Genomic DNA, 14,692 nt, shown 5'->3' with positions numbered 1-14,692 from the left:
GAGAGGATTTTCTAACCGCTGATCCGAGGTCAGTAGTCGCGCTCGTAAAACACGCCGACCGAGCTGCTGCCATCGGAGGAAAAACTGCCCCGTGCGGTGATATCCGGAGTCAGGTCGATGTTGAGCGAAAGGTCCGCTTCGCCGTCCGCGTTCACGGTCACATCGGTGTAGATATTGTCCGACAGGTAGCGCCCGGCACGCACGGCGGCGTTGCCCTCTTCATCGGTCTGCAGGTCGAGGTCGTCGAGGCCAAGCCCCGAGCGCAGATTGGCGAGGAAACCGTTATTCGTGCTGCCGCCCGCCAGCGACGATGCCGCGTCGGCCAGTTGCAGCAACTGCACCGGCGAGAGCGACGATACGGACCGTCCAAAGAGCAACCGGGCCAGAACTTCGTCTTCCGGCAACGAAGGATCGGACCCAAAGGTGATCTCTGGCGACGATGCGGGTCCATCGACCGAGATCGTGATGGTGTAGCCGCCAGCGCGGCTTTCGGCGGCCAGGTCGAGATAGGGGTCGAAACTGCCCTGCAGGGTCGCACTGCCCTCGGTGAAGTCCAGCCGCGTGCCAAGGATCGAAAGACGCCCGCGGATCAGGTTGAACTGCCCGGACGGGATCACCTGCGCGCTGGTTCCGTTCAGCCGAATCTCGCCGCCGAACTCTGCATCGATCCCGCGCCCGCGCAGGTAGACGCGCCCCGGTGCGCTGATCGTCAGGTCCAGGCCGACACCCGCCCCCGCGCTTCCGGCATCCGCCGTGCGCAGCAGACCGGCATTGCGGCGTGTCTGGCGTTCCGCCGCAGTTTCGTTGACATGGCGAATGGGCGGGATCGGCGCCGCCCCGCCAAGACCGGTTTCCGGCACGCGCAGCTCCGTCTCGCCCAAATCGACCCGTCCTGCCACCTGGAGATACCCGGTCAGCCCGCCCGAGATATTCAGGTCCGCGCGGGAGATTCGCGCCTCGTACAGCTCGGGATCGACCAGGCGCGCCTGGTCCACGGTGATGCTGATATCGGCGGGCATCCCGGCCCCGACCAGGTTGATGCTGCCCTGAGTCGAGATCTGGCCACCGGTATTCAGGCGCCCGCCGCCGTTCAGCGTGACGCGCCCGCCCGACAGGTTGGCGGACAGGTTCAGATCCTCCACCGCCGCCTGCAACGTCGGCAGCGAGGCCCGCGCGCCGGACGCCGTCAGCGTGCCGGACAAGGCGGACAGTCCCGGCTGACCGCGCAGCGCGAGGTCGAAGTTGAGCGTCCCGTTGATCGATCGCGGCCGGATGAACCGGTTGGCCAGCGCCAGCGGCAGACTGCCCTGCGCCTGCAGATCGACACTGCCGTCCGGCAGGCCGACACCGCCGGTAACCCCGGCGCGGATTCCGCCGGGCCCCTCTGCTGCGACATTGATCTGCCATGGGGCCGTGCCGCGACGGGTCAGGTTGGCGTCGGCGCTGACCGGTCCACTCAACGCATCGGTGAACAAGCCCACGTTCCGCAGGCGCAGATCGGTCTCGAACCGGCCACCGGACGAATCCAGCGCCCCACTGCCCGAGGCCGTGATCTCGCCATTGTCGAGGGCCAGCTGCTCCAGTCGCAGACCGGCGGTATCGCGGATCGCGTGGACGCTCAGCACCGTGTCCCCGGCAAAAAGTTCGGGCGGCAGCCCCGCGCCGAAGCCAAGGCTGTTGCCCGTGCCATCCAGAACAATATCGAAAGCGCCCGAAAGCGGCTCGACCCGGCCGGTCAGGCTTGCCTCGATCCCGCCAGTCAAATCCTGCCCGGACACCGCGGAAAAGCGCGCAAGGTCGGCCGCGCGAAACGCAAGGTCAAGCGCGGTGTCGATCCGCCCTTCGCCCGGTTGGATCGTCGCGCCGCCCCCGGCCACCAGATCGTCGCCCGCCGACAGCGACAGGCCAGAAATCAGGATCGCCGCGCCTTGGGTCCACGAGACCTGGCTACGGAACGCGATGGCGTCGCCCATGGCCTGCGCAAGGCCGGGATCGCGATGCTCCAGCCCTTCGACATTTGCCGTGACCGTGGCGGCGACGGCCCCGATACCGCTGGCGCTGGGCGTGATCGTCCCGTTCGAGGACAGGGTGATCCGGCGGATATCGAGGTCGTCCATCTCGAAGGCCGAGACATCGGCGTCGAGCACGAACGCGTCACTGTCGGAGGCATCGAAATTCAGCGCCAGCGTGGCCCGGCGCAGGCGAGCTTCCGCGCCCACAGGCAGGCGCACCGGGCCGGAACCGGCCGGATCGGCCAAGGTGCCGGTCAGGTTGATGATCAGCGGGCGCCGCGCGGGGTCAAGCTCGACCGAACCGACCAGTTCCAAAGACCGCGAGGCGAGGTCCATGTTTTCAAGCGAAATCGCGCCATCGGCATGGAGGCGCACCAAGGCGGCAAGGCTCGTGTCCTCGCCGAAAAAGGCGTGATACTCGACGGGCATCATCGGTGTCAGATCGCCACCCAGATCGACGGCGATGACGTGATCGCCGCTCTCCTGCCCCATGCTGGTGACCATGCCCTCCACCCGGCGCGCGCCATCCGTGTCGAGCGTGATCTCGGCGGTGAAATCGTCGATCGGGCCTTCGCCGCTCACCTCGAACCGAAGCGAGGGGCGCCCCGGCAGGTTCAGAAGTTCCGATGCCAGCCCCCCGGCCTCTTCCGTCAGCAGAAGATCGACGGACAGAAGTTCCGTTTCGTTGGCGTAGCTCGCCGTCAGATCGAAAGTGTCCCCGGGTCCGTCCAGCCGCACCAGTTCGATATCCGCCTGCCCGTCACCATCGGCCAGTCGGGCGGACCCTGAGATGGAAAACCGCCCCCCGACCCCGATGATCGACGGGTCGAGGTCGATCTCGTCAATGGCCATCTGGTCGATGGCGATGCGGATGGGCAGTTCGGGCAAGGCAAAGGGCTGCGCCTCGGCGGGCGGCAGATCGATCGCGTCTTCTTCGCCAGTTTCGGGCGTGCGCAAGATGGTCAGCCGCTCGGCGGTCAACTCGTCGACCTGCAATTCCCGGCTGAAAAGCGCGGTTCGCGTCCAGACAAGCCGCGCGTTTTCGAGGATCAGCCACTCGCCCTGCGCGTCCGCAATGGACAGGCGGTCCAGTTCGGCGGTCGAGGACAGCGCACCGCGAAACCCGTCGATGCGGATCTGCCGCGCGCCATCGGACAGTTGCTCTTCGAGGAAGCGAACGATGCGCCCACGGTCATCGTCGGCGTCATCCTGCGCGACGGCCTGCGCGGGCAGCAGCGCCAGCGCCAGAAGGATCAGGACCCGCTTCAGCATCAGAAGGCCTGCCCGATGCCGATATAAAGGTAGATGTCTTCGCCCACGCCGCCGCCACGCACTGGGGTGGCCAGATCGACCCGGATCGGGCCGAACGGCGTTGCATAGCGCAGGCCAAGCCCCGCCCCTGCGTGCCAGTCGCTGTCATCCTGAAACGCGGCATCGGACGAGATCAGGCCCATATCGGCAAAGGCGACAATCCCGAAATTCGTGTCGCCGATATCTTGCCGAAGTTCCGTGGACAGGCCGGCGAAGCCGCGCCCACCGGACTCGATGCCGCCATAGGTCGCGCCAAGCGACTGGTACTCCTGGCCGCGTACCGTGCCTGAGCCGCCCGAGTAGAACAGGAAGTCAGGTGGGATATCGTCGATATCGTCGCTGAACACCCCGCCCAGTTGCGCCCGTGCCGCCAGCCGCGTGCGGTCATTCTCGCCAAAGCCCAGGTAGCCGCGCGCATCCAGGGTGTAGCGTGCGCCGCCAGACCCCTGGAAGGACAGGAAGGGGGTGGTCGTGGCGCTGACGAATACGCCATCGGCCGGATCGAGCGGGTCGTCGCGGTTGTCCCAAGTCAGTTCTGCGGGCAACAGCGCATAGCCGATGTCGAACTCGCCGAAGGGTCCGTCGATGCGCACCCCCAGCAGCCCGAGGCCAAGCGACCCTTCAAGCCGGTTGCTGAACACATGCTCGACCCCGGCCTCGATCCCGGCCCCGGTCAGGGTGAAGCTGGGTTCGCGCAGTTGGAACAGCTCGAATTCGAAATAGGCGGTCGTGTCGGGCGTGAACGTGGCCGGGCGCGAATAGCGGCCCGAGAACTCCAGGTCGATGCCCTCGATCGCGTCGGTCGAGATCTCCTCCTGGCCGATCCCGGTGATCGCGGCGTCGAAGCGCAGACGTTCCGCCCCGCCAAAGAGGTTGCGATGCAGCCAATAGGCCGTCAGCCGCGCGCCTTCATCGGTTGAAATCTCGGCGCCGAAGCCGATCCGGCGCAGCGGCGATTCCGACACGACCGCGTCGATATCCATGACATCGTTTGCGGTCGGCTCGGTCTCTTCCAGGGCGACGGCGGCAAAGACCCCGGTGTCGCGCAGGCGTTCCTCGGCGCGGGCCAGTTCGGCGGGCGAATAGGTCAGACCGCTGGGCAGGCCGGCAATCTCCACGATCCGTTCGGGCCGCATCCGCTCATATCCCTGCGGGATGAGCGTGCCGAAGGTGATGACCGGGCCGGGGTCGAGCGTGATCCGCGCGTCAAGCTCCGCCTCGCGGTGCCGCGCGGTGATCTGCTGCCCGGCGACATCGGCGGTGGCATGCCCGCGCTCGCGCCAGCCGTCTATCGCCGCGCCCGTCGCATCGCGCAGGACCGAGGTGCTGGCCGACGCACCCGGCGCAAACTCGGGAATCAGGTCGCTGTTGCGGGCCAGCGGCCCGATCTCGGCGACGCCGAAGGCATAATCCGGTCCGGGGCTGACATTGATCACGACCTGCCCAACCCGCCCCGGAACGGCAAAGGGCGAAATGGCCGCCGCCTCGCGCCCGTCCAGCAGGATGTTCACCACCGGCGAGAAATGCCCTCTGTCATAGAGCGCCGCGGTCAGGCGCGCGTAATCGGCCCGTGCGGCGGCAAGAATATCCTGCGCGCTGCGTCCCCCTTCCGGCGGTTCCTGCAACAGAAGCGAGGCCGCGCGCAGGCGATCGCGCAAATCCTCGTCGGCTGGCGAGATCCGCAAGTCGACATCCTGCGCCGCGGCCGGCAACGCCATACCGGCGACAAGGACGAGTGAAAGAAGGGATCTGGGGGCAGCGATCATATCTTAAGGAATAGGTCGTTCCCCGCGCACTGGCCAGTGATAATGGAGAAACGAAATTGTATTCGGCGGCATGCCGCAGGTGATTTGAGACGATTTGCGCCTTGTGGGACACACCTTCTGTGCCTATCACGCAGGCAAGGACGACCAAAGGATGCTTCCCATGACGAAACTCGTCACGATTTTCGGCGGTTCGGGCTTTGTCGGGCGTTACATCGCCCGCAGGATGGCGCGTGAGGGGTGGCGCGTGCGCGTGGCCGTGCGGCGCCCCACCGAGGCGAATTTCGTTCGCACCTATGGCGTGGTCGGGCAGGTCGAACCGATCTTCGCCAATATTCGCGATGATGACAGCGTTCGTGCCGCGATCCACGGCGCCGATGCAGTCGTCAATTGCGTCGGCATCCTGTCGGAGCGCGGCAAGAACAAGTTCGACACCGTCCAGCACGAGGGCGCGGGCCGCGTGGCGCGGATCGCCGCCGAGGAATCGGTGAAAACACTTGTGCAGATGTCGGCCATCGGCGCGAACAGCGAAAGCAGCAGCAAATACGCCCGCACCAAGGCGCTGGGCGAGGCGGCTGTGCTTGAGGCGTTCCCCGGCGCGATCATCCTGCGCCCGTCGATTATCTTCGGACCCGAGGATGAGTTCTTCAACCGTTTCGCCAAGATGACCCGCACGGGCTACATCCTGCCCGTGGTGGGTGGGTCGACCCGGTTCCAGCCGGTCTATGTCGATGATGTTGCGCAGGTCGCTGTCAAGAGCGTGCTGGGCGAGGTCGAGCCGGGAACCTACGAGCTGGGCGGCCCCGACGTCAGAACCTTCCGCCAGTTGATGGAGCAGATGCTGACCGTCATTCGCCGCCGCCGCCTGATCTTGAACGTGCCGTTCTGGATCGCCGGGATCATGGGGACGGTGCTGGACGCGGTGCAGACCCTGACCGGCGGGCTGATCCACAATTCGCTTCTGACCCGTGACCAGGTGCGCAACCTGCGCCATGACAACGTCATCTGCTCGGGCTGCAAGGGCCTGGACGAGTTGGGCATCGATCCGACCGGCATGGACGCCGTGCTTGACGATTACCTCTGGCCGTATCGTCCGTCGGGGCAATACGCCAAGATCAAGGAAAGCGCGCAGCACCTCGCCGAGGAAGACATCTAGGTATAGGCGATCCACAACAGGATCGCGCCGAGGATCACCCGGTAGATCACGTATGGCGTGAAGCTGACGCTGCGCAGCAGCCGCATCATGAAGGCCAGCGCCGCGAGGGCCGAGACAAAGGCCAGCGCGGCGGCAATCGCGCCATCCCGCGCGGCCTGCGCATCGGCCGTGGCGATGACCTCACCCCCCAGCAGGATGGCCGAGGCCGTGATCGTCGGGATCGACATCAGCATGGCGATCCGCGCGGCATCCTCGCGCGTGTAACCCAGCATGCGTCCGGCGGTGATGGCGATACCCGACCGCGACGTGCCGGGGATCAGCGCAACGGCCTGCCACAGGCCCATGACGATCGCGTCACGCAGGGTCCATGCCTCGGCCTGTTTCACGTCGGCGCCTTTCTGGTCGGCCCAGTAAAGGACCAGGCCGAAGATCAGCATGGCCCACCCGATCACAGCCACCGAGCGCATCGCATCGCTTAGGCCCGTCAGGTGCAGAACCAGCCCGCAAAGGATCACCGGGATGGTCGATATCAGAAGCAGAAAGGCCAGTTTCGAGCCGGGCGTGTCGATCCGGCCTGTCAGAAGGTGTGGCACCCCGGACAGCGCAAGGCGGACGTCGTGCCAGAAGTACAGGATCACGGCCCCAAGCGTCCCGGCATGTACCGCAACGTCGATCACCTGCCCCTGGTCCGCTTGCCCCGAAAGATTCGGCAAGAGGATCAGGTGACCCGAGGACGAGATCGGAAGGAACTCGGTCAAACCCTGGATCAAGGCCACGAGAAACAAATAAAACAAGCTCACGTGGATTTTCTCCGGTCCAGGTAACGGAATGTTAAGATATTGATACTAATTTTATAATTCCTACTAAGGTAAAGTGTTTTGACCTAAAATTCCGCAGTGCGGAAAAAATTTACCCCGAGACCTTTCAGAAAACTGTATATAGGTCAGCATAGCTGTCTTTTTATCCCGCAAGACCCCCGGTATAGGGGCGCGAGCAAGATGGGAGAAGATCCTTGGCCAAACAACCCATGTTGAAGTTCGTCAGCATCGAAAAAGAGATGCCGGAAAAGCGTGACGCGGACCAGCGTCGCGAGGACTTCAAGGAAATTTACGGCGAATATGCGATGGAAAAGGCACGCCAGCAGGCTGGGCGCTGTTCCCAGTGCGGGGTGCCCTACTGCCAGTCGCATTGTCCGCTGCACAATAACATCCCCGACTGGCTCAAGCTGACCGCCGAGGGACGCCTGCAAGAGGCGTACGAGGTCAGCCAGGCCACCAATACCTTCCCCGAGATCTGTGGCCGCATCTGTCCGCAGGATCGCCTGTGCGAAGGCAATTGCGTGATCGAACAGTCGGGTCACGGCACCGTCACCATCGGCTCGGTCGAGAAATTCATCACCGACACCGCGTGGGAAGAAGGTTGGGTCAAGCCGATCAAACCCGCCGAGGAGCGCGCGGAATCGGTCGCCATCATTGGCGCGGGTCCCGGTGGCCTTGCCGCCGCTGACCGCCTGCGCCGCGCCGGCCTGCAAGTGACGGTCTATGACCGCTACGACCGCGCCGGGGGCCTGATGGTTTACGGCATCCCGGGCTTCAAGCTGGAAAAAGATGTGGTCATGCGCCGCAACGCCCAGCTGGAAGAGGGCGGCGTGAAATTCGTGCTGAACTGTAATGTCGGCGAAGACATCACCTTCGACGAGTTGCGCGAACAGCATGACTTCGTTCTGATCGCGACCGGCGTCTACAAGTCGCGCGACCTGCCTGCGCCGGGTGTCGGCGCCAAGGGCATCGTGCGCGCCATCGACTACCTCACCGCCAGCAACCGCATCGGCTTTGGCGACACGGTGGCCGAGTTCGAGTCGGGCGAGTTGAACGCCGAGGGCAAGCGCGTCGTCGTCATCGGCGGTGGCGACACGGCGATGGACTGCGTGCGCACCGCGATCCGCCAGGGCGCGACCAGCGTGAAGTGCCTTTACCGCCGCGACCGCGCCAACATGCCCGGCTCGCAGCGCGAAGTGCAGAATGCCGAGGAAGAAGGCGTCGAGTTTGTTTGGCTGTCGGCCCCCAAGGGCTTCACCGGCGGCGACGCGGTCGAAGGCGTGATGGTGCAGAAGATGCGTCTTGGCGCGCCGGACGCCACGGGCCGCCAAAGCCCCGAGGTGATCGAAGGGGCCGACTATGTCGAAGACGCGGACCTCGTCATCAAGGCGCTGGGCTTCGAACCCGAGGATCTGCCGAGCCTTTGGAACGTGCCCGAGCTGGAAGTGACCCGTTGGGGCACCGTCAAGGCCGATTTCCGCACCCACGAGACCCAGATCGAGAATGTCTATGCCGTGGGTGACATCGTGCGCGGCGCATCCCTCGTTGTCTGGGCCATCCGCGACGGGCGCGAAGCGGCCGATGCGATCCTCGACAAGGTCATGGCGTCCGCGACCGACGTCGCCGCCGAGTGACCTGACCCGCTTTGCCCGATTGCAGGTTTCGCGATCGGGCAGGGCACCCGCTCTCGTTTTCACGTTTTCACCCGCCACCGCACCAAGGACGGACGTCATCATGGGCAATGGACACGCTACAAGCCTGGCCGCGCTGCTGGTCGCCGTGCTGGCTACGCCCGCCGTTGCACAGGATGGCGGCCGCCTGTTCCAGGTGCCCGAGGGCTGCGAAGCCTTCCTGACCGTGCAATCGCGGTCCTGCATGGTGTCGCACCACTGGCGTTGCGACGCCGACCCCGAGGGCACGCAATGGCGCGCCACGCTGGACCAGGATGGCGCCTTCTACCTCAGCTTCACGGATTCCGAGTTTCGCTGGCTGCGCAGCTGGGACCTGCGCGGCGGCAGCAACGACACCCTGATCGAACCCGAGGAAGACCCGGCCAGCCTGTCCGAGCTGCTGGCCACGGGCAGCGACTCGATGGTCTTCTCGATCCGCGAGGAAAACACGCTCGGCACGTTCCAGCGCGACTATACCGGCTTTGACCGGCTGACCGGCGAAACCCTGGATGTCGATGGCCGCGAGCTTCTGGTGACGGAATTCGCCTACCAGTACGACACGGCCGAAGGCCCCCGCCGGACCGAGGGCAACCAGTTCGTGCACGAAGGCTGGGGCCTGTTTTTCGGCGGGATCGAAACGACGACGCGGCCCGATGGCGAAACCTTCGAAGGCAATTACAGCCCGATGGAATTCGCCGAGCCGGGCGAACGCGGTTTCCTGTCGATGGAGCCGATCTACGATTGCGGCGACATGATGAGTGGTCTGCCGCACCTGCCGGAGTACCGCGGATGAGCGCGTCCGGCCAGTGCCTATGCGGGGCCGTCCGGTTCACCGCGGCCAAGCTGGGTGGCTTCGGCATCTGCCATTGCGGGCAGTGCAACCGCTGGCTGGGTGGACCGATGCTGGGCGTGACGGTCGAACAGGCCGACATGAGCGTGGCCGAGGGCGCCCCCATCGTGACCCGTCGCACCAGCGGCTGGGCCTCGCGCAGCCGCTGCGCAGAGTGCGGCTCGCCGCTGTGGTACCGGTTCGACAAGGGTGTCGACGGGGCCGGGAATTACGAGGTGCCGCTCGGTATCCTCGATGACGCCAACGGGTTGGCGTTGACGCGGGAGATCTTCATCGACCGCAAACCCGACAGTTATTCCTTCGCGGGCGCGCATGAACGCCTGACGGAGGACGAGACCTTGGCGCTTTACGCGCCCTCCAGTGAAGGAGCATGACCATGACGAAGTATGACGCCACCTGGGCCCAGTCCGAGGCAGCCAAGCGTGAATGGATGGCCGAGAACGGCATGTTCCGCGAAGAGGACGAGCATTCGTCCTGTGGCGTGGGCCTTGTCGTGTCCCTCGATGGCCAACCCACCCGTGCGGTCGTGGAAAACGGCATCAGCGCGCTCAAGGCGATCTGGCACCGCGGGGCGGTTGACGCCGACGGCAAGACCGGCGACGGCGCGGGCATCCACGTGCAGATCCCGGTGCATTTCTTCTACGACCAGGTGCGCCGCACGGGCCATGAGCCGCGCATGAACGAGCTGATGGCCGTCGGCCAGGTCTTCTTGCCGCGCAACGATTTCGGGGCGCAGGAAACCTGCCGCACGATCGTCGAATCCGAAGTGCTGCGGATGGGCTATTACATCTATGGCTGGCGGCACGTGCCGGTCGATATCAGCGTGCTGGGCGAAAAGGCCAACGCGACCCGCCCCGAGATCGAGCAGATCATCATCTCGAACTCCAAGGGCGTGGACGAGGAAACCTTCGAACGCGAGCTTTACGTCATCCGCCGCCGGATCGAGAAGGCCGCCGCCGGTGCAGGCGTGAAGGAGCTGTATATCTGCTCGCTGTCCTGCCGCTCGGTCATCTACAAGGGCATGATGCTGGCCCAGGACGTGGCCGAGTTCTATCCCGATCTCAAGGACGAGCGGTTCGAGTCCGCCTTCGCGATCTACCACCAGCGCTATTCGACCAACACCTTCCCGCAATGGTGGCTGGCGCAGCCGTTCCGCATGTTGGCCCATAACGGCGAGATCAACACGCTGAAGGGCAACGTCAACTGGATGAAGAGCCACGAGATCCGGCTCTCCTCCGCGTATTTCGGCGAGATGGCCGAGGATATCAAACCGATCATCGCGCAGGGCGCGTCCGACTCCGCCGCGCTGGATGCGGTGTTCGAGGTTCTGGTGCGCGCTGGCCGGTCCGCGCCGATGGCCAAGACGATGCTGATCCCCGAGGCCTGGAGCCAGACGGCCAGCGAACTGCCGCAGGCGTGGCAGGACATGTATTCCTACTGCAACTCGGTGATGGAGCCGTGGGACGGTCCCGCTGCGCTGGCCATGACCGATGGGCGTTGGGTCTGCGCCGGGCTTGACCGGAACGGCCTGCGTCCGATGCGCTATGTCGTGACGGGGGACGGCATGCTTATCGCAGGGTCCGAGGCCGGCATGGTGCCGATCAACGAGGCCACCGTCGTCGAGAAGGGTGCGCTCGGTCCCGGCCAGATGATCGCCGTCGACATGGCCGAGCAGAAGCTGTTCCACGACACCGAGATCAAGGATGCGCTGGCCGCCAGCCGCCCCTTCGGCGAATGGGTCGGCAAGATCACCGATCTGGCCATCGAAACCCGCGACGTGACCGAAACGGCGATCTTCGACGGCACCGATCTGCGTAAGCGGCAGGTCGCCGCCGGCTACTCGATGGAAGAACTGGAACAGATCCTTGCGCCCATGGCCGAGGACGGGAAAGAGGCCATCGCCTCGATGGGCGACGACACGCCCGCGGCCGTGCTGTCGAGCATGTATCGCCCGCTGAGCCACTATTTCCGCCAGAACTTCAGCCAGGTGACGAACCCGCCGATCGACAGCTTGCGCGAATACCGGGTGATGAGCCTCAAGACCCGCTTCGGCAACCTCAAGAACGTGCTGGACGAAGACAGCAGCCAGACCGAGATCCTGGTGCTGGACAGCCCCTTCGTCGCGAACGCGCAGTTCGACGAGATGGTGAAGTATTTCGGCGACTCGCTCGTCACCATCGACTGCACCTTCCCTGCCGGTGGCAAACAGGGGGCGCTGCGCGACAACCTTTCCCGCATCCGGCAAGAGGCGGAGGATGCCGTGCGCTCGGGTGCAGGCCATATCGTGCTGACCGACCGGTTCCAGGGCGAAGATCGCGTGCCGATGCCCATGATTCTTGCGACCAGCGCGGTGCATAGCTGGCTGACGCAGAAGGGCCTGCGCACCTTCTGTTCGCTCAACATCCGCTCGGCTGAATGCATCGACCCGCATTACTTCGCGGTTCTTGTCGGCTGCGGCGCGACCACGGTGAACGCCTATCTCGCGCAGGACAGCATCGCCGACCGGATCAATCGCGGGCTGATCGAAGGCACCCTGACCGAAGCCATGGCGCGCTACCGCGCGGCCATCGACGCGGGCCTGCTCAAGATCATGTCCAAGATGGGGATCTCCGTCATCTCGTCCTATCGCGGTGGTCTGAACTTCGAGGCCGTGGGCCTGAGCCGCGCGATGGTGAACGAGTATTTCCCGGGCATGCTGAGCCGCATTTCGGGCATCGGCGTCAGCGGCCTGCAAAAGAAGGTCGAGGAAGTGCATGCCAAGGGCTGGCAGGGTGGCGCGGACGTGCTGCCGCTGCCCATCGGCGGCTTCTACAAGGCACGCCGCTCGGGCGAGAAGCACGCCTGGGAAGCGCAGACCATGCACATGATGCAGATGGCCTGTAACCGCGCCTCCTACGAGTTGTGGAAGCAGTATTCGAAGAAGATGCAAAGCAACCCGCCGATTCACCTGCGGGATCTGCTCGACATCAAGCCGCTCGGTGAGCCGATCAATATCGACGAAGTCGAAAGCATCACCTCGATCCGCAAGCGGTTCGTGACGCCGGGTATGTCGCTGGGCGCGCTGTCGCCCGAGGCACACAAGACGCTGAACGTCGCCATGAACCGCATCGGCGCTAAGTCGGATTCCGGTGAGGGCGGCGAAGACCCGGCGCATTTCGTGCCGGAGCCCAATGGCGATAACCCGTCGGCCAAGATCAAGCAGGTGGCCTCGGGTCGGTTCGGCGTGACCGCCGAGTACCTGAACCACTGCGAAGAGCTTGAAATCAAGGTCGCCCAGGGCGCCAAGCCCGGCGAGGGCGGCCAGTTGCCCGGCATGAAGGTCACCGACCTGATCGCGCGGCTGCGGCACTCGACCAAGGGTGTGACGCTGATCTCGCCCCCGCCGCACCACGACATCTACTCGATCGAGGACCTTGCGCAGCTGATCTACGACCTCAAGCAGATCAACCCGCGCTGCAAGGTGACGGTGAAGCTGGTGGCGTCCTCGGGCGTTGGCACGATTGCTGCCGGTGTCGCCAAGGCCAAGGCGGACGTGATCCTGATCTCGGGTCACAATGGCGGCACGGGCGCGTCGCCCGCGACCTCGATCAAGTATGCGGGTCTGCCGTGGGAAATGGGCCTGACCGAAGCGCACCAGGTCCTGGCGATGAACAAGCTGCGCGATCGCGTGACGCTGCGCACCGATGGCGGCCTGCGCACCGGGCGCGACATCGTGATGGCCGCGATGATGGGGGCCGAGGAATACGGCATCGGCACCGCGGCCCTGATCGCGATGGGCTGCATCATGGTGCGCCAGTGCCAGTCGAACACCTGCCCCGTCGGTGTCTGCACGCAGGACCCCAAGCTGCGTGAGAAATTCACGGGCAATGCGGATAAGGTGGTCAACCTCATCACCTTCTACGCGCAGGAAGTGCGGGAAATCCTCGCCTCCATCGGGGCGCGCAGCCTCGATGACGTGATCGGGCGTGCCGACCTTCTGACGCAGGTCAGCCGTGGCGCCGCGCATCTGGACGATCTGGATCTGAACCCGATGCTCATCACCGTCGATGGCGCGGATCGCATCGTTTATGACCGCTACAAGCCGCGCAACGCCGTGCCGGACACGCTGGACGCCCAGATCGTGAAGGACGGGCATCGGTTCCTCGAAGACGGGGAAAAGATGCAGCTCAGCTACGCGGTGCAGAACACGCTGCGGACCATCGGCACCCGCACCTCCAGCCATATCGTCAAGAATTTCGGGATGCGGAACTCGCTCCAGCCCGATCACCTGACGGTCAAGCTGGAAGGGTCGGCTGGCCAGTCGCTGGGGGCCTTCGCCGCGCCCGGCTTGAAGCTGGAAGTGTCGGGCGACGCCAACGACTATGTCGGCAAGGGCCTGTCGGGCGGCATCATCGTGGTGAAACCGCCGCAGGTCAGCCCGCTCAAGGCCGACGAAAACGTTATCATCGGCAATACGGTGCTTTATGGCGCGACCGATGGATACCTCTTCGCCGCGGGCCGGGCCGGGGAACGTTTCGCTGTTCGGAACTCGGGCGCGAAGGTCGTGGTCGAGGGCTGTGGCTCGAACGGGTGCGAGTACATGACTGGTGGCGTGGCCGTCATCCTCGGGTCCATCGGGGCCAATTTCGGGGCTGGCATGACCGGCGGCATGGCCTATCTCTACGATCCCGAGGGGCAAGCCGGCGTCAACATGAACCTTGAAACGCTGGTGACCTGCCCCGTGACGGTCGAGCACTGGGAGCAGCAGCTTCGCGGGCTGATCGAAAGCCATCTGAAGGAAACCCGCAGCCGCAAGGCCGCCGATATCCTCCAGCACTGGGAGATCGAGCTGAAGAACTTCGTCCAGGTCTGCCCGAAAGAGATGCTGGACAAGCTGGCCCACCCGCTGGGAATCGAGGCCGGCGCGGTTCCGGCGGAGTAATCCGCCAACGGTCGAAATGCCGCCACAAAGCGTTGAAAAGGCCCCGATCAGAACGACCGGGGCCTTTTCCAATTATATGAAAAATATAAGAAGTTTTCCTACGCAGCCCCTCTGCGTCGATTGTTTTCGAATCGGAACGATTGTCCTGCGTTTACCCTAATTGTTCCTGAATACCGCCCGTTTTCAGGGAC

Annotated in this window: 8 protein-coding genes; 5 read left to right on the top strand and 3 right to left on the bottom strand. The window is 64.7% G+C overall.

Annotated features, from left to right (window positions below; translation table 11 throughout):
• Positions 1 to 29: 29 nt before the first annotated feature.
• A complete protein-coding gene (locus KUV65_RS09170) occupies positions 30 to 3,284 on the bottom strand; it encodes a translocation/assembly module TamB domain-containing protein (RefSeq protein ID WP_222189849.1) in 3,255 nt (1,084 codons plus the stop codon).
• The gene (locus KUV65_RS09165) at positions 3,284 to 5,041 is read right to left on the bottom strand and encodes an autotransporter assembly complex protein TamA (protein WP_222189846.1); all 1,758 of its coding nucleotides are present in this window, start codon (positions 5,039 to 5,041) and stop codon (positions 3,284 to 3,286) included. Before KUV65_RS09165 ends, KUV65_RS09170 begins: the two co-directional genes overlap by 1 nt.
• A gap of 208 nt (positions 5,042 to 5,249) precedes the next feature.
• Between KUV65_RS09165 and KUV65_RS09160 the strand changes: the two genes are divergently transcribed.
• A complete protein-coding gene (locus KUV65_RS09160; RefSeq protein WP_222189844.1) occupies positions 5,250 to 6,242 on the top strand; it encodes a complex I NDUFA9 subunit family protein in 993 nt (330 codons plus the stop codon).
• Here KUV65_RS09160 and KUV65_RS09155 read toward each other — a convergent pair.
• Complete coding sequence (locus tag KUV65_RS09155) at positions 6,239 to 7,042, bottom strand: undecaprenyl-diphosphate phosphatase (RefSeq protein WP_222189842.1); 804 nt, start codon at positions 7,040 to 7,042, stop codon at positions 6,239 to 6,241. The two genes, KUV65_RS09160 and KUV65_RS09155, sit on opposite strands and share 4 nt — an antisense overlap.
• Before the next feature lie 227 nt (positions 7,043 to 7,269).
• Between KUV65_RS09155 and KUV65_RS09150 the strand changes: the two genes are divergently transcribed.
• The 4 genes from KUV65_RS09150 (at position 7,270) to gltB (ending at position 14,501) form a co-directional block, all read left to right on the top strand.
• Positions 7,270 to 8,694, top strand: coding sequence for an NAD(P)-dependent oxidoreductase (locus KUV65_RS09150; protein ID WP_261331722.1), 1,425 nt, complete (start codon positions 7,270 to 7,272; stop codon positions 8,692 to 8,694).
• A 100-nt stretch (positions 8,695 to 8,794) separates the two neighbouring features.
• Positions 8,795 to 9,523, top strand: coding sequence for a hypothetical protein (locus KUV65_RS09145; protein WP_222189838.1), 729 nt, complete (start codon positions 8,795 to 8,797; stop codon positions 9,521 to 9,523).
• The gene (locus KUV65_RS09140) at positions 9,520 to 9,954 is read left to right on the top strand and encodes a GFA family protein (RefSeq protein ID WP_222189837.1); all 435 of its coding nucleotides are present in this window, start codon (positions 9,520 to 9,522) and stop codon (positions 9,952 to 9,954) included. Before KUV65_RS09145 ends, KUV65_RS09140 begins: the two co-directional genes overlap by 4 nt.
• A gap of 2 nt (positions 9,955 to 9,956) precedes the next feature.
• Entirely contained in the window at positions 9,957 to 14,501 is a 4,545-nt protein-coding gene (gltB, locus tag KUV65_RS09135; RefSeq protein WP_222189836.1) for a glutamate synthase large subunit, read from the top strand.
• Positions 14,502 to 14,692 lie beyond the last annotated feature (191 nt).

It is taken from the genome of Maritalea mobilis (genome assembly GCF_019800885.1).
Taxonomy (GTDB): domain Bacteria; phylum Pseudomonadota; class Alphaproteobacteria; order Rhodobacterales; family Rhodobacteraceae; genus Roseibacterium; species Roseibacterium beibuensis.
The sequence above is the reverse complement of the archived record's forward strand: the minus strand, read 5'-3'. Positions and strand labels throughout refer to the sequence as shown.